The organism is Formivibrio citricus, assembly GCF_900115065.1.
In the GTDB taxonomy this organism is placed as follows: domain Bacteria; phylum Pseudomonadota; class Gammaproteobacteria; order Burkholderiales; family Chitinibacteraceae; genus Formivibrio; species Formivibrio citricus.
Map to the genome: position 1 here is coordinate 1 of NZ_FOVE01000002.1, position 19251 is coordinate 19251.

Consider the following 19251-nt stretch of genomic DNA (forward strand, 5'->3'; position numbering starts at 1 on the left):
CTTGATGGCGTCTTCCTGGCCTGCGCCGTCGATGATGGTGGTGTTTTCCTTGGCCACTTCGATGCGCTTGGCTTGGCCGAGTTCGGCCAGGGTGGCCTTTTCCAGGGTCAGGCCGACTTCTTCTGCGATCACGGTGCCGCCGGTCAGCACGGCGATGTCTTCCAGCATGGCTTTGCGACGATCGCCGAAGCCCGGGGCCTTCACGGCGACAACCTTCAGGATGCCGCGGATGGTGTTCACAACCAGGGTCGCCAGCGCTTCGCCATCGACATCTTCAGCGATGATCAGCAGCGGACGACCGGACTTGGCGACTTGCTCCAGCACCGGCAGCAGATCACGGATGTTGCTGATCTTCTTGTCGAACAGCAGCACGAACGGGTTTTCCAGAGCAGCGATCTGCTTGTCCGGGTTGTTGATGAAGTACGGGGACAGGTAACCGCGGTCGAATTGCATGCCTTCCACGACATCCAGCTCATCCTGCAGACCGGAACCGTCTTCAACGGTGATCACGCCTTCCTTGCCGACCTTGTCCATGGCTTCAGCGATCTTGTCGCCGATCACGGTGTCGGAGTTGGCGGAGATGGCGCCAACCTGAGCGATCTCCTTGCTGGTGGTGCAGGGCTTGGAGATGTTCTTCAGTTCGCCAACGAGGGCGATCACGGCCTTGTCGATGCCGCGCTTCAGATCCATCGGGTTCATGCCTGCAGCCACGTACTTCATGCCTTCCTGCATGATGGCCTGGGCCAGCACGGTAGCGGTGGTGGTGCCGTCACCGGCGATGTCGGAGGTCTTGGATGCGACTTCCTTGACCATCTGGGCACCCATGTTCTCGAACTTGTCCTTCAGTTCGATTTCCTTGGCCACAGAAACGCCATCCTTGGTGATGGTCGGGGCGCCAAAGGAGCGCTCCAGCACCACGTTGCGGCCTTTCGGGCCCAGGGTGACCTTGACTGCGTCGGCCAGGATGTTGACGCCGGCAACCATGCGGGAGCGGGCGGAATTGCCAAACTTGACTTCTTTTGCTGCCATTTTAGTTCTCCAAATCTTTTTACTGGCGGGTCTCGACCCGCCCTACGAAATATCCGGGCGATTAAGCTTCGATGACGCCGAAAATATCTTCTTCGCGCATGACGAGCAGTTCTTCGCCATCAACCTTGACGGTCTGGCCGCTGTACTTGCCGAAAATGACCTTGTCGCCCACTTTCAGTTGCAGGGCGCGCACGGAGCCGTCATCCAGCAGCTTGCCAGTGCCAACGGCGATCACTTCGCCCATGTCCGGCTTTTCGGCTGCGTTGCCCGGCAACACGATGCCGGAGGCGGTTTTTTCTTCGGCTTCTACACGCTTGACCACGACACGGTCATGCAACGGACGGATTTTCATGTGCTTATCTCCTGTTATGAAATGCTGTGCCAAAACGCAAACAGCACAAAATCAACGGGTTGATGTTTGTCTGTTAGCACTCGTGGCTAACGAGTGCCAATAATAGGTGCGAGGTTGACGCTTTTCAAGAGGTGAGGAGGTTTTCGTTTGAAAAGTGTACGCGATCACGATGAATGGAATTCTGCGTTGGCATGCCGTACATTTTTCCTGGCGTAAAAATTGCCGCTGCCTTGTAATGGCATGATTGTAGTCTTTCGATTGTTTTTGCCGTGCTACGATATGGTCACGATATATTGAATGGAGTATGTCATGGCACGTACAGCCCTTGTCATCAGTGGCGGCGCTCCCAATTCGACCCTGGTCGCTGGCGCGCTTGTGGCTTTTCATGAACTGGGTCTCCGGTTCGACGTGGTTTCGACGGCGGGTGCCGGAGCATTGCTCGGCCTGATGTATCTGGCACCGAAAAACGGGGATCCGGTCAAAACGCTGCGCGAACTGACCGACATCGGGATCGCAGACCCGCTCTACGAACAGTTTCCGGTCAATTACAAGGTCTTCAACAAGCCCGGCGTCCTGGCCGATATCTATCGGCGCGCGCTGGCCATGAACCCGCTGGTGGAGCAAATCAAGCGCTGGCCCGCGCATGACCCGTTGTCTCAGTGGATGAAAGATGGTGCCGAGCTGGCGCTGGCCTGCGCTTGCCCCTCCGATCTCAACTCGTCATCGAAGGGCCTGTGTGCGCATGTTCCGTTTGCAGGAGAGCTCATTGACTTTGAGCGCATTCCGGAAATCAAACCGGCCTTCTATGTCAATGCCTACAATCTATCCAGGCGCGAGATGGCCAACTGGGGCAAGGACAAGATCGACCTGCTGCATTTGCAGGCGGCGCTCTCCTTTCCTTTCATTTATCCTCCCACCCAGATCGGCGACGAATTCTTCATTGAGGGTGCGGTGCTCGACAGCCTTAATTTCAAGGATCTGTTGAAGAACCATCCGGAGCTCGAAGAGATTGTGGTCTTCGACATTCTGGGGGCGGAACAATTGCTGCGCCCGCCGCGTGATCTTTACGATGCGTGGGTGATGTCGATTATTACTCCTCTCGTGGAAATCGCGCGCGACGACGTGAAAATTTTCGAAGACCGGTACAAGAAGGACATTTGCCTGCACAAGGTGCCGTTGCTGGACGGAATTTCCGGCCAGGATCTGGCGGAAGTGTTCGATTGGTCGCGTTCCAACTTGGCCCAGATGTACGAGATTGGCTACAAACAGGCCAAGGAATGGGCCACGGCGCATCTTGCGCATCTGGTCGAAGGAGGGCAAAACCCATGACTCCCAAGTCCAAACGCCAGACATAAGGGGCTGAAAACAAAAACGGCGGGAATCCCCGCCGTTTTTGTTTTTCCGCGGAAGTTACCGGTTGAGTTCCAGAAGCAGATCGCGCATCTGCTCACTTTCTTCCGCCGCCAGCATGCGCTCGACCAACGGGCGCACCGTAGCCAGGTCGGTGGTCAGCAACTGCTGTTTGACCTTGAGCAACTGGATCGGCAGCATCGAATAACGTCGCAGTCCCAAGCCCAGCAAAAGCCGCGACAGGGTCGGGTCGCCGGCCATTTCGCCGCACATGGCCACCGGTTTGCCCATACGGTCCGCGGTGGCGATGACATGGCCGATCAGTTGAAGCACAGCGGGATGCAGCGGATCGTGCAGGTGCGAAACCATATCGTCGTTGCGGTCGATCGCCATGGTGTACTGGATCAGGTCGTTGGTCCCGATCGAGATGAAATCCAGATGTCCGAGGAATTTTGCTACCGCAATTGCCGCGGCCGGGACTTCGATCATGCCGCCCAGCTCGATGTTCTCGGCGAACGGAATGTTTTCCTCGCGCAACTGGGCCCTGGCTTCCTCGATGTGGCGCTGGGTGGCGCGCACTTCGGCAATTTGCGACAGCATGGGCAATAGCAGCTTGACCTGGCCATAGGCCGAGGCACGCAGGATGGCGCGCAACTGGGTGCGGAAGATCTGGCTTTCCGCCAGGCACAGACGGATGCCGGTCAGGCCCAGAGCGGGGTTGGCCGATTCGCATTGGTTCTGCCACTTGGCAATCTTGTCCTTGCCCAGATCCAGAGTCCGGATAACAACCGGGCGGCCTTCCATTGCCTGGATTACGCGGCGATAGGCTTCGAACTGTTCGTCTTCGGTAGGCAGCTCTTCCTCGCGCAGGAACAGGAATTCCGAGCGGAACAGGCCGATGCCGTCCGCGCCGTATTCGAGCGCATCGGACGTATCGTCCGGCAGTTCGATATTGGCAAACAGCTCGAGTTCGATTCCGTCGCGGGTAACCGGGCGACGGGTGCGGATATCGAGCAGGGCTTTTTGCTTGCCCAGCCATTCCTCGCTGCGCAGATGATATTCGGCAAGCGTATGGTCGTCCGGGTTGACGATGACGACGCCGTTGACGCCGTCCACGATCAGCAATTCGCCTTCGCGGATCAGGGAGCGGGCATGGCGCAGGGCCAGTACTGAGGGTAGATCCAGGCTGCGCGCCAGGATGGCGGTATGGGAGGTCGGCCCGCCTTGGTCGGTGATGAAAGCCAGGTGATTGCAATCCTTGAACAGGACCATATCCGCCGGCGAGAGATCGTGCGCAACCAGGATGGTGTTTTGGGCTCCATCGCCAGCGGCGTGTGCGGAGCTTTCATGGCCGGCCAGCGCTTTTTGCACGCGCTCGACGACCTGTACCACGTCGGCACGGCGCTCGCGCAGGTAGTCGTCTTCAATCTCGTCAAACTGAGCCAGCAGAACATCCAGTTGCTGCTGCAAGGCCCACTCGGCGTTGCAATGCTGGTTCTCGATCAGGGAAATCGGTTCTTTGGAAAGCGTGTGATCGTTGAGCAGCATGATATGCAGGCTCAGAAACGCGCCCAACTCGGTCGGCGCATTTTCCGGGATGCTGGACCAGAGCGTTTCAAGTTCCTTGCGGGTCTGGCGGATAGCCTCTTCAAAGCGACGAATCTCGCTCTGGACTTCATCGGGGGCGATCCGGAAATGGACAACCTCAATATCCGTGCGTGTCATGACGCGGGCGTGACCAATGGCAATGCCGCCACCGATACCGATACCCTGCAGTGTCAAACAACTCATGCCTCTTCCTCTCCTCCGAAGCCTGCTTCAGGGCTCCCGGAATTTTCCCTGCCGCTCTTCGGCGGCATGGGAAGCTGAATGGATACGACTATTCGCCTTCTCCGAACTTGTCGGCAACCAAAGCCACAAGTGCTGCCATGGCTTCGTTTTCATCCGTGCCGTCGAAAGTTTCTATGGTGATCTTGCTGCCCTTGCCTGCGGCCAGCATCATGACGCCCATGATCGACTTGGCATTGACACGGCGCTGGTTGCGACTGACCCAGACTTCGCACTGGTACTGGCTCGCGAGCTGGGTGAATTTGCTTGAGGCCCGGGCGTGTAATCCAAGCTTGTTGACGATCTCGACTTCCTGAACCGGCATTTCTTGTGCTTCCTGGTTTGAGGTTTCGTTAAACGCTTTTTTCCGGCGGTAGCATGTACAGCACCCCTTCCATGCCACCGGTGATGGCCTTGCTGACCACCACATCCAGCGGCTGATGGCAGTAAGTCAGGACGCGAACCAGCATGGGCAGATTGACACCGGCCACAGCTTCGATGCGTCCTGGCTGGATGAGTCGGTTGGCGACGTTTGACGGCGTGCCGCCGAAGATGTCGGTCAACAGCAGGACGCCCGACCCGTCGTCCAGTTTTTCGCATAACTGGCGAGCGCGCACGAGCACTTCGTCCGGGTCGTCGGCCTTGCTTACGGCCAGATGCCCAAGATTGGGCATGTCCCGTTGCATGATGTGGCGGGCGCATGCCAACAGCGCATCGCCCAGCATCACATGAGTCACAATGACAATTCCTACCATCGCAGTTCCATTGCCAAACCGGAAATTACTTCAATGATATAGCCGAAATGAAGTTCTGCCGAGTCCGGCGAGCAGTCAAATTACTGCAATGTGGCAATCGTGTCGGGTTTTTCCAGCCAGGCGATCCGCGACAGCATGGATGGCGAGGCGAAAATCGCCCCCTGCGGGTCGATCAGCAGGTAATCGCGGATGCCGAAGCGCTCGGCAAAACGCGGCGCGCTGGCTTTGCCTCCGATGTACAACGGTTTGGTGGCGATATCGGAAATCGTGCCGGCTTCTTTCCCTGCTGGCGCGATGACGGTGGCCGCTTGCAGGATTTGGGCCGGTTTGCCGGTGCGCGGGTCGATGATGTGCGAATAGCGCTGCCCGTCTTTCTCAAAATAACGCTGATAATCGCCCGAGGTGCCGATGGCCTCTCCATCGTTCAATTCAATCGAGGCCATCGCTGCCGGCTTGCGCGGATGCTGCAAGCCGATTTTCCAGCGTTCGGCATTTTTGCGGCCCAACGCCATGACGTTGCCGCCGATGTTGATCAGCGCATTGTTCACGCCCTTGCTGCGCAGGATTCCTGCCACCCGGTCCAGTGCCCAGCCCTTGGCGTAACCGCCCAGATCGATTGCGACCGCGCGATTGCGGCTGGATACCTTCGCGCCGTCGAAGCGCAGGTCTTCCAGCGAGGGGCGGGCGGCGAGCAAGGCCGCGACCGCCTTGGGATCGGCGGTGACCGGCTCAAACGTGTCGCGGTGAAAGCCCCACAGCGCTACCAGTTGCCCGACTGCAGGGTTGAACAGTTCATCGGACTGCCGGGCATATCGCGCTGCCTGTTTCAGCATGCCAGCCAGTTCGTCGTCGACAGTCGCAGATTCGCCTCTGGCAAACGCCTCGTTGAGGTGTAGAACCTCGGACGGGCGCCAGGCATGCAGCTTGGCATGCAGCCGATCGAGCTCGCCCAGCGCTGCGGCCGTTGCCTCGCGAGCCTGATTTTCCGGCGCGCCCCAGACGGAGATGACAACACGGGTGCCAAATACATAGCTTTCCTGCTGATAAAGCGCGGGCTTGCTGCATGCCGGCAGCAGTAAGGCAACAAGGAGCACCAAGAACCGGCGCATCATGCGGCCCTGCGTTCGACGGCATCGATGAATAGCCCCGCCACGTTGATGCCGGACTGGGTGCTGATTTCCTGGAAACAGGTCGGGCTGGTCACGTTCACCTCGGTCAGATAATCGCCAATGATATCCAGACCGACGAGCAGCAATCCCTGTGCCAGCAATTGCGGACCGAGGGCTTCGGCAATTTCCCGATCCCGGGAGGTGAGTGCTTGGGCAACGCCGGTGCCGCCGACTGCCAGATTGCCACGCGTCTCCCCCGTTTTGGGGATGCGTGCGAGACACCAATCCACCGGGAGCCCGTCGATGATCAGTACCCGTTTGTCGCCCGCAGCGATTTCTGGAATGAAACGTTGCGCCATCACGGTGCGCGTTTCGTTGCAGGTGAGCGTTTCGATGATCGAACCAATATTGGGGTCATCGTTGCGGACGCGGAAAATGCCCGCTCCGCCCATGCCGTCGAGTGGCTTGAGAATGATGTCTCCGTGTTCTGCCAGGAACGCGCGCAGGTCGTCTTCCTGCTGGCTGACGAGTGTTGGCGCCGTGAACTGCGGATAGCGCAGAACCGACAATTTTTCGTTGAAATCGCGCAGGGCCTGTCCGGAATTGAACACTTTCGCGCCATGCGCTTCCGCGAGACTCAGGAGATGGGTGGCGTACAGGTATTGCTGGTCGAAAGGCGGATCCTTGCGCATGACCGTGGCGCAAAAATCGGTCAGCGCCATCGCCGCGTAGTCGCCTTCCGTGTACCAATCGTGGCCGTACTGCGTATCGGAGAAGCTCAGCGGCGCAGCGTGAATTTCGATGCGCCCGGCGCGCACGCACAGCGTTTCCGCTTGCGCCGTCCAGATTTCGTGTCCGCGAGCGGAGGCTTCGCGCATCATGGCGTAGCTCGAATCCTTGTGGATTTTCAGCCCCGGCAGCGGGTCGACGATAAAGAGCAGCTTCATGCCACGGCCTCGGCCAGGGGCTGTACCAGGTCTTCGCTCTCTTCGAGCTCCAGCGCCGCTGCCAGCAACGCCAGCCGGGCAACCACGCCGTAGGCGTAGAAACGGTTGGCCTGGCAATCCGGCCGGCCGTCGCAATCGGGGGTGTTCGACGGCGTGGCGAAGGCCAGCGGCACGAAATGCATCCCCGGTGCGTTGAGGTTTTCGTCCGGCCCGCGGCCGGTGTGTACCCGATAGAAGCCGCCTACCACGAAACGGTCGATCATGTAGATGACCGGCTCGGCCACGGCGGCATTGATCTGCTCGAAAGTCGGTACGCCTTCCTGAACGATCACCTCCGAGACTTCCAGACCTTCCTTGACCACGGCCATCTTGTTGCGCTGTTTGCGGTTGAGGCCGATCACCTCGTCCGGCGATTTCACGCTCATCACGCCCATGCCGTAGGTGCCGGCATCGGCCTTGACGATGGCGAACGGCTGCTCGTCGATGCCGTGTTCCGCGTATTTCAGGCGGGTCTTGTTCAGGATGTCGGAAACCGCATCGGCCAGGCATTGCTCGCCTTCGCGCGTCTGGAAATCAAGCCCGGAAACGCCGCTGAAATAAGGGTTGATCACCCACGGGTCAATGCCGATCAGGTCGCCGAAATCATGGGCTACCTGGTCGAACGCGGCAAAATGACGGGTCTTGCGGCGCACCGCCCAGCCGGCCTGCAAGGGGGGCAGCAGCATCTGGTCGACGTCGCGCAGGATGGAAGGAATGCCCGCGGAAAGATCGTTGTTGAGCAGAACGACGCAAGGATCGAAATCGGCAAGGCGGATGCGCCGCCCCTGCCGTTGCACTGGCTCCAGTAACAGGCAACCGCCGTCGGGCAGGTCAAGGCGCGTAGGTGCCGTGATGTCCGGGTTCAACGAACCGATGCGGACCATGATGCCCGACTGGCGCAGGATGCGCACAATGGCCGCCACGTTCTGCAGGTAGAACAGGTTGCGCGTGTGGTTTTCCGGGATTAGCAACAGGCGGCGCGCATCCGGGCAAAAGCCCTCCAGCGCCATCATCGCTGCTTGCACGCACAGCGGATGGAAATCCGGATTCAGGTTGTTGAACCCGCCGGGGAACAGGTTCATGTCCACCTGCGCCAGCTTGAAGCCCGCATTGCGCAGATCCACCGAGCCATAAAACGGCGGCGTGTGCTCTTGCCACTGGTTGCGGAACCAGTGTTCGATTTCCGGCAACGAACCGAGAATCTTGCGTTCCAGATCGTGCAGGGGGCCGGTCAGTGCGGTGGTGAGATGAGGTACACTCATTGAGAAGGTCCGGACAAGTTATCCTATTGCATATGCGGGCGCAAAGGAGTGAATCAAGATGCGGGGGCGGCGATGCATCGGCTAGGATAGCCTCATGTACTGAAAAAGCGTGCGCGTGCTTGACAGGAAAAGTTTCCTCTATATAATTGCGCGTCTCTGTACAGGGCGGGTCGTTAGCTCAGTTGGTAGAGCAGCGGACTTTTAATCCGTTGGTCGCAGGTTCGAATCCCGCACGGCCTACCAAGTCTTGCACAGAACAAAAAAACGCAATACAATGCGTGCCTTCTTTGGGGCGTTAGCTCAGTTGGTAGAGCAGCGGACTCTTAATCCGTAGGTCCACAGTTCGAATCTGTGACGCCCCACCAAAGATACAAGAAACCAGCCTTCGGGCTGGTTTTTTCGTTTCTGCCGCCGGCAAGTCCGGTTTGAGCTTCGGTTTTTTCCAAATCCTCTCGCGGTAATTTTATCCGCCGCGTCTCGGCTGCTTTTTGAAGGTGTCTGTAATTAATGTTAAGAAGTGTGCAGTTGCTGTTTGTGTGATGGGTTTGTTTTCTGCATTCAGCGGCGTTGTTATGGCCGGGGGCAAGATCAAGTGCGCACAGGTCTTCCCCGTGGAGAAGGAAGTTCAGTCTTATGTGGCATCGCACTTCGGTCGCGAAGACATCATTGAGGCTGGCCAAGAGCCGCTCCTGGTCGACTGATCTGGCATTGAACCTGAATGTGAAAAGCCTCGGCGTCTGACTGGGGCTTTTTTGTGTCTGTAGTGCCGATTTTCCTCGGCATTGCTCTTCAGGATGCAGCGCTTGATTGAGATGTAAATTGTTTCACGGCCTCTTTTTGTTTTTTTGCGGACGCCGCCCTCACAGGCGTGTCTACGGTTTTCAGGCTACCCCATATCAGCCAAACAGCCTTTCGTGAAAACTCGTCGCCCCGGGGGAAGGGTTTGTTTTGAAGGCGCGGGGTTCGCGGGTTGCGCCCAATGCGACGGCTGCTAGACTTCAGATTGGCTGTCAGGTATGGCAGTAAGTGTTGCGGAAATTCTGGCCCGTCCAAGGTTTGGAATTGCCGTGCTCAAACAAAATAAGGAGGGGTGGCAAAATGGAAATTCGAAAGGTCTATCGTACCAGCCGCGGTGTATTTGAAACACTTGAGCAGGCTGTGGCCAGTCAGAATCGCGCGGATAATCAGGATCCTTTGGATACTCACTTTGGCGAAAAAGTGCGCCCGGCAGCAAATTATGATGCGTTCAGCCCGCACTTCGGGGAGCGGGAGAGCCCGGTGGAGGAGTTTGTGCTGTTTGCCGACGGAAACTATTTCCGGTTGGAGCGGGTTGCCGTGCAGAAGTGATCTCAGGAAAAGCTTTTGGTGCAATCTAAAACAAAAACCCAGCCGTGAAGGCTGGGTTTTTTGGTATTCCTGGTTGCGGGAGTAGGACTCGAACCTACGACCTTCGGGTTATGAGCCCGACGAGCTGCCAACTGCTCCATCCCGCGACAGAGAACGAGACTATATCCAGAAGTTGTGGAGCAGTCAAGGATTCGACCGGTCTTTTGTTTGGATGTTCTGTTGGCCCGATGAAAAACTACTGCTTTTTTTGGGGCGGGCGATTACACGGTCCACTCGACCCATCCCTTCCAGGCCGTCAGCAAGACCACGATGCCAAAGGCGATCCGGTACCAAGCGAAGGCGATGAAGGTGTGGGTGGAAATGAATTTCAACAGCGCACGCACTGCGAAAAAGGCGCTGATCATCGAAGCCAGAAAGCCGATGGCGAAGATGCCCATGTCGTGCATGTCCAGCGCGTGGCGGTGTTTCAACAGGCTGTAGAGCGAGGCGGCGCTCAGCGTGGGGATGGCGAGAAAGAAGGAGAACTCGGTGGCAGCGCGGCGCGACAGGCCGAAAAACAGGCCGCCGATGATCGTTGCGCCGGAACGCGAGGTGCCGGGGATCAGCGCAAAACACTGGGCAAAGCCGATCTTGATGGCATCGCGCAGGGTCAGGTCGTCGACGGATTCCACGGTGATGCGATGCTGGCGTTTTTCTGCCCAGAGGATGACGAATGCGCCGACGATGAAAGCCAGCGCAACTGGAACCGGTTTGAATAGCACGGCCTTGATGGCTTTGTTGAACAGGTAGCCCATGGCGGCGGCAGGTACGAAAGCCGCGGTGACATTGATCAGCAGATTGCGCTCGCGCCCCGGTTGCCTGGCGCCGTGCAACGTGTGGCCGATCTTGGCGCGGTATTCCCATACGACGGCCAGCATGGCGCCGAACTGGATGAAAATCTCGAAGACATCGCGTTTTTCCTTGTCGAGAAAATTGAGCAGATCGCCTGTCAGGATCAGGTGGCCGGTGCTGGAAATCGGCAGAAATTCCGTCAAGCCCTCGACGATTCCCATGATGACTGCTTTGAAAACCAGAACCAGATCCATATCGCTGTACCACTGTTGCGTTTGAAAGGGGAAGATTATAGGCGATCCGGAAGGGCGTTGCCCCGGATATGCGGCGGGCGTGAATGCTGACGCAGTGTTTTTGTCGGAGCCGGGGTCAACTTTGCTTCTGGTGTTTCAGCAAGGTCTGGATGGCATCCTGCAGATCCTTGTCTTCCAGCGTGTTTGCCAGATCGGCAAATGCCTTTTGTGCCGCGGGGGGGATGCTTAAGCGATTGGTTCTTCTTGGTTTTTCATGATTGAGGTTGACTTGCACGCGCGGCAAGATTGCGGTAGCGTGCCATCCTGCATCCTGCAAGGCCGCGAGAATGGCGGGTGCTGCCAGCCGCAGGCGCGTGGCTGCGGCGCTGTGTGGTACGCCGATGACTACGGTGGAGCCTGACCAGGCAACGCCCTGACAAAGCGGTGCCAGTTCTGGAGGCGTTGCGTGGCGGACGAGGTCCAGTACCTGCTGGAGTTCGCCGACGCGATTCACGATTCGGGCCAATCCGGGGTCGCGGCCGACAAAACCGGGGCGGGAGGGGCGACGCTGCATGATGTTTGCTGATGAGGATTAGATATTGAATATTATTCTGGTTTCCAGTCGCTTGGCCAAGGCTGTTTCGCTGGGGCCGAAACAGGTGGCGCTGGCGTTGACGCTGGCGGCCATGCTGATTGGTGGTGCCTGCTTTGCCTTGGGGGCTTTGCTGGCTTCGTCCCGGAGCGTGACCCAGTTGACGCGTTTTGTTCCCAACCCCCGTCAGGCCGAGATCGATGCGTTGGCGGTGAAACTGGGCGAGTTGCAGGCAAAACTGGTTCGACTGGATGGCTTGGCAAAACAGGTCGGGCAAAAATCCGGCGTCGACGTGAAGCCGTTCCTTTCCGGTGAGGCTGCGCCTCGCGGCGGCGCGGCGCAGGAAGGGGCGTATTTGTCCGCGGATGACCTGCTCAGGCAGTTGACTGGAACGGAGACACTGCTTTCAGCCTATCACGACCAGCTGTCTTTGGCTGAGGCAGTATTGATGCTGCCTGATACGAAAAATTTGCCGGCCTTGCCTCCCGTCTCACTGTCCCTCGGACAATCTTCGGGATTCGGCGCAAGAATCGACCCCCTGAGCGGTAAGCAGACTTTCCACGAGGGCATTGATTTTGTGGGTGATGTCGGGACGCCGGTCAAAGCCTCCGGCCGGGGCGTGGTGACCTTTGCGGGCTACCATGTCGAATATGGTAATATGGTCGACTTGGATCACGGCAACGGTTTGACCAGCCGTTATGCGCACAACGCGAAGCTGATGGTGCGCAAGGGCGGAATGGTTGAAGCGGGGCAGGTTATCGCGCAGCTGGGCAACAGCGGGCGCTCGACCGGCGCCCATTTGCATTACGAGATACGCTACAAGAATGTGCCGCAAAATCCGTTGCGCTTCATGGCCACGGAAGTGGCGGCAGGCAAAATACCCGCGTTGCGGCCCTGACAGGCCGCTGTGTAAAACGAATCAGGATTCAAGGCGCGGCGGATGGGGGAACCCAATCCGCCGCAGTCATTCGCTGTGGAATCGAATTAACCGGCGAGAAGCACGTCCCGTGCTTTTGCCCATTTGGTAAAAAGAACAGAACATGATCTCCAAACTGCTCAAGAAGATTTTCGGTAGTCGCAACGATCGCCTGCTCAAGCAATACGGCGCGGTAGTCCGCCAGATCAACGCGCTGGAAGCCGGCCTGGAAAAGCTTTCCGACGACGAGCTTCGCGCCAGGACGGAGGAATTCCGCAAGCGGATTGCCGAGGGGGCTTCGCTTGACCAGATCCTGCCGGAAGCCTTTGCGGTATGTCGCGAAGGCGGCAAGCGCGCGCTGGGAATGCGTCATTTCGATGTGCAGTTGATCGGTGGCATGGCCTTGCATTACGGAAAAATTGCCGAAATGCGCACCGGCGAAGGCAAGACGCTGGTCGCAACCCTGCCGGCCTACCTCAACGCGCTCACCGGCAAGGGCGTGCATGTGGTAACCGTGAACGATTACCTCGCCGGCCGCGATGCCCGTCAGATGGGGCGCCTGTTCCGCTTTCTGGGGCTAACCTGCGGCGTGAACCTGGCCGAAATGGACCACGAGGAAAAGCAGGCCGCTTACGCCTGCGATATCACCTACGGAACCAATAACGAATTCGGCTTCGACTACCTGCGCGACAACATGGCATTCCGCAATGAAGAGCGGGTGCAGCGCGGCTTGGCCTACTCCATCGTCGACGAAGTGGACTCGATCCTGATCGACGAAGCGCGTACGCCGCTGATCATCTCCGGCCCCTCCGAGGACAACACCGACCTGTACCTGAAAATGGACGCCATTCCGCCGCTCCTGAAACGCCAGGAAACCGAAGAAGGCGAAGGCGATTACTGGGTCGACGAAAAGGCCAATTCGGTCCACCTTTCCGAAGCCGGCCACGAACGCGTCGAGGAACTCCTCACGCAGAAGGGGCTGCTCGCAGAGGGCGACAGCCTCTATTCGGCCGCCAACATCAGTTTGGTCCACCACCTCAACGCCGCACTCAAGGCGCACACCCTGTTCCTGCGCGACCAGCACTACGTGGTCATGGATGGCGAAATTGTCATCGTCGACGAATTCACCGGTCGCCTGATGGCCGGCCGTCGCTGGTCGGAAGGGCTGCATCAGGCCGTGGAAGCCAAGGAGCGCGTACAGGTCAACCAGGAAAACCAGACCTACGCCACGATCACGCTGCAGAACTATTTCCGCATGTACGGCAAGCTTTCGGGCATGACCGGCACCGCCGATACCGAAGCCTACGAATTCCAGCAAATCTACGGTTTGGAAACCGTGATCATCCCGACCAACCGTCCGATGATCCGCGAAGACCGGCAGGATCAGGTCTACAAGACCGCCAAGGAAAAATATGCGGCGATGCTGACCGATATCAGGGACTGCCGGGAGCGCGGACAGCCGGTACTGGTCGGCACCACCTCGATCGAGCAGTCCGAACTGCTTTCGACGATGCTGCAGAAGGAAAAACTGCCGCACAACGTGCTCAACGCCAAGCAACACGCCCGCGAAGCGGAAATCGTTGCCGAAGCGGGCCGCCCCGGCATGATCACGATTGCAACCAACATGGCCGGTCGCGGTACCGACATCGTGCTGGGCGGCAGTCTGGAAATGCCATTGCGCGCCATCGAGGAAGATGAAAGCCTGGATGAAGCAAGCAAGCGCGAAAAAATTGCCGCCTTGCGCGCAGACTGGCAGAAGCTGCACGAGCAAGTGGTGGCAGCAGGCGGCTTGCACATCATCGGCTCCGAACGCCACGAATCGCGCCGTATCGACAACCAGTTGCGCGGCCGTTCCGGTCGTCAGGGCGATCCGGGCTCCAGCCGTTTCTACCTCTGCCTTGAAGACCCGCTGCTGCGTATCTTCGCCGGCGACCGCGTCGCATTCGTGATGGACAAGCTCAAGCTGCCGGAAGGCGAGCCGATCGAAGCTCCGATGGTTTCCCGCGCCATCGAATCCGCGCAGCGCAAGGTCGAAGGTCGCAACTTCGATATCCGCAAGCAGTTGCTGGAATACGACGACGTTGCCAACGAACAGCGAAAGGCCATTTACGGTCAGCGCAACGAGTTGCTGGAATCCGAGGATATCTCAGAAACCATTACGGCGATGTGCCAGAGTACGGTGCTTGAGCTGGTCGACCAGCATCTGCCGCCGGAAGCCATGGAAGAGCAGTGGGATATCCCGGGCTTGGAAAAATCGCTGGCCGAATACGGTATTGATGCACCGATCAGCGAGTGGTTGCAGCATGAGCCGGCGCTGGACGTGGAAGCGATCAAGTCCCGCATCCAGACCATCGCCCAAGAGTCGTACGATGCCAAGGTGGAGTTGGCTGGCGTCGAAACATTCCGTCAATTCGAGCGCGCCGTGCTTCTGCAGCATCTCGACCAGAACTGGCGCGAACATCTTTCCATGCTCGATCACCTGCGCCAGGGCATTCACCTGCGTGGTTATGCTCAGAAAAACCCCAAGCAGGAGTACAAGCGCGAAGCGTTCGAACTCTTTTCCAGCCTGCTGGACCGCATCAAGCGGGATGTTGTGCTGATCGTCATGAACGTGCAGGTCCGTACCCAGGAAGACGTGGATGCTGTGCAGCCGCGCGAGTTGCCGGAGGGTGTGCAGTACCTCCACGACGACCTGACACCAGGCATGGAGGATGATCAAGCGGAAGATGCGCGCAAGGAGCAGCAGGCACGTTTTGCCGGCGTTGGCCGCAACGAAGCCTGCCCGTGCGGATCGGGCAAGAAATACAAGCATTGCCACGGCCGCCTCGCGTAATTCGATATTGACGACCCTGCTGCCACTGACTAGCCTGTGAATACGGGCCGATAGCTCAGCTGGGAGAGCGCTGCGTTCGCAATGCAGAGGTCGTGAGTTCGATCCTCATTCGGTCCACAAATCACCTTTCCATAACAGTCCAAGTAAGGCCGGTAAAGCCAGTAAATTCAAGGCTTCCGGCCTTTTTTGCGTCCATTGTCGTCTGTCGGGGTACGTTGCAATCCGGCGGTGTGAGGGGGTATAACTAGGGGTATCTGGCAATACGCCAAAGGGAGATACCCCCAATGCCGCTTACCGATACCGAGATACGCAAAACCAAAGCCGAAGGGAAGCCGGTCAAACTGGCGGACGAGAAAGGCTTGTTCCTTTTGATCCAGCCGAACGGGGCCAAGTATTGGCGTCATAAGTACAGATACGGCGGAAAGGAAAAGTTACTGGCGCACGGGGTTTACCCGGAAGTCAGCCTAAAGGAAGCACGGGAACGTCGGGACGAAGCCCGCAAGCTGCTTGCGCAAGGGGTTGATCCAGCAGCAGCCAAACAGGCGGCCAAGCTGGCCCGCGTCATTGCCTGTGAAAACAGTTTTGAGGCTGTTGCCCGCGAGTGGTTCGCCAAGCATGAGCCGACTTGGGCCAAAGGCCATGCCGACAAGGTTATCTACCGTCTGGAAAAAGATGCCTTCCCTTGGCTGGGGAATCGCCCGATTGCCGAGATTACTGCGCCTGAACTGCTGGCAACTATTCGCCGGACTGAATCACGCGGGGCGCTGGATACCGCGCACCGGGTTTTGCAGAACTGCGGCCAAGTATTCCGCTATGCCGTGGCGACTGGCCGGGCCGAGCGCGACCCGGCCGCCGATCTGCGGGGCGCTTTGCCACCATCCAGAACCAAACATTACGCCTCAATTGTCGAGCCTTCCGCCGTGGCTGAACTCTTGCGAGCCATGGATGGATTCAAGGGGACGCTGATTGTGCAATCTGCGCTACGGTTGGCCCCGCTGGTATTTACCCGGCCCGGAGAGCTGCGCAAGGCGGAATGGTCAGAGATCAACCTAGACAAAGGCGAGTGGAACATACCCGCCGAACGCATGAAGGGCTGGATACGCAAAGGGATAACTACCCCGCACCTTGTGCCGCTTTCGGCTCAAGCCGTGGCGGTCCTTCGGGAGCTTTACCCGCTGACGGGTCGCCGCCAGTATGTTTTCACCGGGCGCGATCCTAACAAGCCGATGAGTGAAGCCGCCGTAAATGCTGCCCTTCGCCGTATGGGGTACGACACCAAAACGGAAATCACCGGGCATGGATTCCGGGCCATGGCCCGGACCATCCTGCATGAAGAGCTTGGAATAGACCGGGACGTAATCGAGCATCAACTAGCCCATCGAGTCCCGGATGCGCTCGGCACGGCATACAACCGTACCAAGTTCATCAAAGACCGCCGTACCATGATGCAAACATGGGCTGATTATCTGGAAAAACTCAAAGCCGGGGCCGAGATTATTACCGGTAATTTCGGCAAGGCCGCGTAAGGAACCAACTTACAGCACTAGCACAAAGACGCCACCCCACCCCCTGCACCCTCCGTTTTTTGGTGTTACCGGTGTTACTGGTGTTACCAGATTGATTTGTATGGATATTTTTTGTGTTGCTGGTGTTGCGGTTGGTGTTACTGGTAACACCTTGATTGTCCAAGCGCATCCCAAAAGGTGAAAAATGCGGCGCGGGTAGGCTCTTTCCTGCCCGCCTGACAGCGGCGGTTTTGGGCTGCGCCGGGGATGAAATCTTGTAAGGATTGGGCCTTGACCGGAAACACCGACAAGCCTATCCTGATGTTGTCGCGTTCAATAGCGCGACCGGGTTTAGCAGCCCGAACAACATAGGCGGACAACCGCCAGCAGGCGGTTTTTTTGGTCCGTATAGCCCTTGGTGCGCCTTCTATGGGCGGGCCGGGTGGGGAGCCGCAAGGCTCGCCGGTTGCCTATGTTGCCGGTCTGCTAACCCGCCCGGTTCCGTCCACCCGTTTAGCAGCGGGAGCGGAAACACAACCGCAAACATAGGAGGCCAGATTATGGCAAACGTATCCACACACCCTGCCGGCTCACGGCGACGGGTTTACCCTTTCCGCTTCAAAACAGAGGAAGAGCTGATTAGTGCAGCGCTTTCTGTGCTGGAAACGCGCACCACCTACGGCCCAGCCATTACCAGCCCGGACAGCGCCTGCCAGCTACTGAAACTCAAGCTGGGAGAGTTGAAATACGAGGTGTTTGGTGTGATCTGGCTTGATGCTGGTCATCAAATTATTGCTGTTGAGGATATGTTTCGTGGCACATTGGACGAGGCTCGCATTTACCCGCGTCAAGTCGCCCGCCGTGCGCTGGAAATAGATGCGGCGGCGGTAATTATTTACCACAACCACCCCAGCGGCAGAGTCGGTGCCAGTGATGGGGATCGCCAAATAACCGAACAAATCAAACAAACCCTTAGTCTGATCGACGTGAAGCTGTTGGATCATCTCATTATTGGCGGGGCTAAACTGCTTTCCTTTAAAGAGAACGGCTATTTGTAGTCGCAAGCCTTTCCTTGCCTGCCGTGGGGTAAACTGGCACAGCCCGGCCTAGGTTTGGCCGCCGAATAACGGGATACCTTCACCCGTTGGCCGGGCGACTTCTTGAAGGGGTGCTTGTGAAGGCAAGCCATGAAAAAACAATCTAAACGGATTAAAAGCGCCCGCGACTTACCCAGTTGGTTTTCTTTGGAAGCGTATAAACCCTTGGCAAAGTTTGATGCTAGGCAATGGGCATGGCTCATCCAAAGTCGTATCAAATGGATGGAGCTCCATGGAACTGATGCATCTAATGATGAATTTGGGGCTCTTTTCTGGCTGGATGAGCGGGCAACCGGTGAGCGTTGGAATTCTCTGCCGGGGTTTGGCGGCTATTGCGATGAGGGGCCGCGACTTCCTGATGAAGGTGATTGGATTTGGCATTCGCTTGATGATGCTACGAAAAATAGAATTGAGGCAATACATGAAAAGCATTGGGCTGTTCGCCGCGAGTTCTTTAATACTGCATCGTATGATGAGTTACATTTAGGGGCTGTTTGTGCTGAATTCCGCTACAACGTGGTTGCCCCTATTCACCGAGGATTGGCGTATGGCTTTTATTTGGAGTCAAAACAAAAACGCCAAGTTGCAAGCCGTTTTGCACTGGTTGAACGGTATTACAGAGAGCTAGATGAGTCGCTTAAAGAAATGCACGCCCGAGTAGAAAATAGAGCCGCTTGCCATGCCGCTGGCGTGCCATTCGACGAACAAGAAAATAAAACTGTCCAAACCGTAACCCTCACCCAGAGAGCGCAGGCAGATAAATATTTTAACCAACCGTTTGATGAGTGGTATGCGCCTGTAGTTGTGGTCAACCTGCAAGCCTCCGATGATCTAATTATGGATGAGTTCAAAAAATGGCTGGCAGATCAACGTGCACAACACCCATTACCAGAAAATAAAATCATCAACGAGCAAGACTTCAAAAAATGGCAGGCATACCAGATTTTCCCCTACTTTGATTTGATGTACTGGGCAACACTGGAAGGTGTAAAAATTGATGAGTCCGCTCTTTTGGATGCGTTGTTTCCTTGTGGCATAAATGGCGATGAACGCCATGCAATTCGCCGCGCAAAGGACTGGGCAAAGAAAGTCATCTGCCGCGAAACGGTTGATATGCTTCACGCCCAAGAAGTTGTTGCCACAAAAATGCGGTAATTTCTCACGTATAAAAACCCGCATTTTTTGAGGGTTTTTCCTGCTGTTATTTGGCCGTGTCTTGGGCCGTTC

17 protein-coding genes and 4 tRNA genes are annotated in these 19251 nt (G+C 57.4%); 10 read left to right on the forward strand and 11 right to left on the reverse strand.

The genetic code is table 11. The features are described 5' to 3' along the window. A partial coding sequence (gene groEL, locus BMZ36_RS01185) for a chaperonin GroEL (RefSeq protein WP_143085941.1) occupies positions 1–1029 on the reverse strand: 1029 nt, incomplete at its 3' end. Positions 1030–1090: 61 nt separating this feature from the next. Then, on the reverse strand, positions 1091–1381 hold the full coding sequence (gene groES / locus BMZ36_RS01190; RefSeq protein ID WP_091190011.1) for a co-chaperone GroES: 291 nt from the start codon (positions 1379–1381) through the stop codon (positions 1091–1093). Positions 1382–1690: 309 nt separating this feature from the next. Here groES and BMZ36_RS01195 point away from each other — a divergent pair, with 309 nt between their 5' ends. Further along, the gene (locus BMZ36_RS01195; RefSeq protein ID WP_218142595.1) at positions 1691–2710 is read left to right on the forward strand and encodes a patatin-like phospholipase family protein; all 1020 of its coding nucleotides are present in this window, start codon (positions 1691–1693) and stop codon (positions 2708–2710) included. A gap of 81 nt (positions 2711–2791) precedes the next feature. Here BMZ36_RS01195 and ptsP read toward each other — a convergent pair whose 3' ends face one another. The 6 genes from ptsP to gshA form a co-directional block, all read right to left on the reverse strand. Next, positions 2792–4522, reverse strand: coding sequence for a phosphoenolpyruvate--protein phosphotransferase (gene ptsP / locus BMZ36_RS01200; protein WP_091190013.1), 1731 nt, complete (start codon positions 4520–4522; stop codon positions 2792–2794). Between the two features lie 88 nt (positions 4523–4610). Next, the gene (locus BMZ36_RS01205) at positions 4611–4883 is read right to left on the reverse strand and encodes an HPr family phosphocarrier protein (protein ID WP_091190014.1); all 273 of its coding nucleotides are present in this window, start codon (positions 4881–4883) and stop codon (positions 4611–4613) included. A 28-nt stretch (positions 4884–4911) separates the two neighbouring features. Beyond that, on the reverse strand, positions 4912–5313 hold the full coding sequence (locus BMZ36_RS01210; protein WP_091190015.1) for a PTS sugar transporter subunit IIA: 402 nt from the start codon (positions 5311–5313) through the stop codon (positions 4912–4914). A gap of 80 nt (positions 5314–5393) precedes the next feature. Further along, complete coding sequence (locus tag BMZ36_RS01215; protein WP_218142596.1) at positions 5394–6425, reverse strand: FAD:protein FMN transferase; 1032 nt, start codon at positions 6423–6425, stop codon at positions 5394–5396. Continuing rightward, on the reverse strand, positions 6422–7369 hold the full coding sequence (gene gshB, locus BMZ36_RS01220; RefSeq protein WP_091190017.1) for a glutathione synthase: 948 nt from the start codon (positions 7367–7369) through the stop codon (positions 6422–6424). Before gshB ends, BMZ36_RS01215 begins: the two co-directional genes overlap by 4 nt. Further along, positions 7366–8670, reverse strand: coding sequence for a glutamate--cysteine ligase (gshA, locus tag BMZ36_RS01225; protein ID WP_091190020.1), 1305 nt, complete (start codon positions 8668–8670; stop codon positions 7366–7368). The genes gshB and gshA overlap by 4 nt, the downstream gene beginning before the upstream one ends. A gap of 167 nt (positions 8671–8837) precedes the next feature. Here gshA and BMZ36_RS01230 point away from each other — a divergent pair. The 3 genes from BMZ36_RS01230 to BMZ36_RS01240 all read left to right on the forward strand — a co-directional run bounded on the left by BMZ36_RS01230 (position 8838) and on the right by BMZ36_RS01240 (position 10017). Further along, positions 8838–8913: transfer RNA gene (locus BMZ36_RS01230), tRNA-Lys, on the forward strand. Positions 8914–8959: 46 nt separating this feature from the next. After that, positions 8960–9035: transfer RNA gene (locus BMZ36_RS01235), tRNA-Lys, on the forward strand. A gap of 733 nt (positions 9036–9768) precedes the next feature. Then, positions 9769–10017, forward strand: coding sequence for a hypothetical protein (locus BMZ36_RS01240; RefSeq protein WP_091190023.1), 249 nt, complete (start codon positions 9769–9771; stop codon positions 10015–10017). Between the two features lie 70 nt (positions 10018–10087). Here the strand turns inward: BMZ36_RS01240 and BMZ36_RS01245 are convergent. From BMZ36_RS01245 to BMZ36_RS01255, 3 genes are all read right to left on the reverse strand, one after another. Continuing rightward, a tRNA-Met gene (locus BMZ36_RS01245) sits at positions 10088–10163 on the reverse strand. A gap of 114 nt (positions 10164–10277) precedes the next feature. Continuing rightward, entirely contained in the window at positions 10278–11102 is an 825-nt protein-coding gene (locus BMZ36_RS01250; RefSeq protein ID WP_091190029.1) for an undecaprenyl-diphosphate phosphatase, read from the reverse strand. A gap of 115 nt (positions 11103–11217) precedes the next feature. After that, positions 11218–11655 carry a DciA family protein gene (locus BMZ36_RS01255; RefSeq protein ID WP_091190032.1) on the reverse strand — a complete coding sequence of 146 codons (438 nt, stop codon included), beginning with the start codon at positions 11653–11655 and terminating at the stop codon, positions 11218–11220. Positions 11656–11680: 25 nt separating this feature from the next. Here BMZ36_RS01255 and BMZ36_RS01260 point away from each other — a divergent pair, with 25 nt between their 5' ends. The 6 genes from BMZ36_RS01260 to BMZ36_RS14245 all read left to right on the forward strand — a co-directional run bounded on the left by BMZ36_RS01260 (position 11681) and on the right by BMZ36_RS14245 (position 19179). Further along, the gene (locus BMZ36_RS01260; protein ID WP_091190037.1) at positions 11681–12571 is read left to right on the forward strand and encodes a M23 family metallopeptidase; all 891 of its coding nucleotides are present in this window, start codon (positions 11681–11683) and stop codon (positions 12569–12571) included. Positions 12572–12713: 142 nt separating this feature from the next. Then, positions 12714–15422 carry a preprotein translocase subunit SecA gene (gene secA / locus BMZ36_RS01265; RefSeq protein ID WP_091190041.1) on the forward strand — a complete coding sequence of 903 codons (2709 nt, stop codon included), beginning with the start codon at positions 12714–12716 and terminating at the stop codon, positions 15420–15422. Positions 15423–15466: 44 nt separating this feature from the next. After that, positions 15467–15539: transfer RNA gene (locus BMZ36_RS01270), tRNA-Ala, on the forward strand. A gap of 167 nt (positions 15540–15706) precedes the next feature. Next, positions 15707–16948, forward strand: a complete 1242-nt coding sequence (locus tag BMZ36_RS01275) for a tyrosine-type recombinase/integrase (protein WP_091190045.1) — start codon at positions 15707–15709, stop codon at positions 16946–16948. A 539-nt stretch (positions 16949–17487) separates the two neighbouring features. Continuing rightward, on the forward strand, positions 17488–17985 hold the full coding sequence (locus BMZ36_RS01280; RefSeq protein ID WP_091190762.1) for a JAB domain-containing protein: 498 nt from the start codon (positions 17488–17490) through the stop codon (positions 17983–17985). A gap of 129 nt (positions 17986–18114) precedes the next feature. Further along, the gene (locus BMZ36_RS14245; protein WP_143085942.1) at positions 18115–19179 is read left to right on the forward strand and encodes a DUF6387 family protein; all 1065 of its coding nucleotides are present in this window, start codon (positions 18115–18117) and stop codon (positions 19177–19179) included. Positions 19180–19251: the final 72 nt, after the last annotated feature.

Bases quoted from the DNA above. Each gene is read 5' to 3' on its own strand.
- BMZ36_RS01195 (WP_218142595.1), top strand. From the start codon at position 1,691: ATGGCACGTACAGCCCTTGTCATCAGTGGCGGCGCTCCCAATTCGACC.
- BMZ36_RS01280 (WP_091190762.1), top strand. From the start codon at position 17,488: ATGGCAAACGTATCCACACACCCTGCCGGCTCACGGCGACGGGTTTAC.
- secA (WP_091190041.1), top strand. From the start codon at position 12,714: ATGATCTCCAAACTGCTCAAGAAGATTTTCGGTAGTCGCAACGATCGC.
- BMZ36_RS01255 (WP_091190032.1), bottom strand. From the start codon at position 11,655: ATGCAGCGTCGCCCCTCCCGCCCCGGTTTTGTCGGCCGCGACCCCGGA.
- gshA (WP_091190020.1), bottom strand. From the start codon at position 8,670: ATGAGTGTACCTCATCTCACCACCGCACTGACCGGCCCCCTGCACGAT.
- BMZ36_RS01275 (WP_091190045.1), top strand. From the start codon at position 15,707: ATGCCGCTTACCGATACCGAGATACGCAAAACCAAAGCCGAAGGGAAG.
- groES (WP_091190011.1), bottom strand. From the start codon at position 1,381: ATGAAAATCCGTCCGTTGCATGACCGTGTCGTGGTCAAGCGTGTAGAA.
- gshB (WP_091190017.1), bottom strand. From the start codon at position 7,369: ATGAAGCTGCTCTTTATCGTCGACCCGCTGCCGGGGCTGAAAATCCAC.
- BMZ36_RS01210 (WP_091190015.1), bottom strand. From the start codon at position 5,313: ATGGTAGGAATTGTCATTGTGACTCATGTGATGCTGGGCGATGCGCTG.
- BMZ36_RS14245 (WP_143085942.1), top strand. From the start codon at position 18,115: ATGAAAAAACAATCTAAACGGATTAAAAGCGCCCGCGACTTACCCAGT.
- BMZ36_RS01250 (WP_091190029.1), bottom strand. From the start codon at position 11,102: ATGGATCTGGTTCTGGTTTTCAAAGCAGTCATCATGGGAATCGTCGAG.
- BMZ36_RS01215 (WP_218142596.1), bottom strand. From the start codon at position 6,425: ATGATGCGCCGGTTCTTGGTGCTCCTTGTTGCCTTACTGCTGCCGGCA.
- BMZ36_RS01205 (WP_091190014.1), bottom strand. From the start codon at position 4,883: ATGCCGGTTCAGGAAGTCGAGATCGTCAACAAGCTTGGATTACACGCC.
- ptsP (WP_091190013.1), bottom strand. From the start codon at position 4,522: ATGAGTTGTTTGACACTGCAGGGTATCGGTATCGGTGGCGGCATTGCC.
- BMZ36_RS01240 (WP_091190023.1), top strand. From the start codon at position 9,769: ATGGAAATTCGAAAGGTCTATCGTACCAGCCGCGGTGTATTTGAAACA.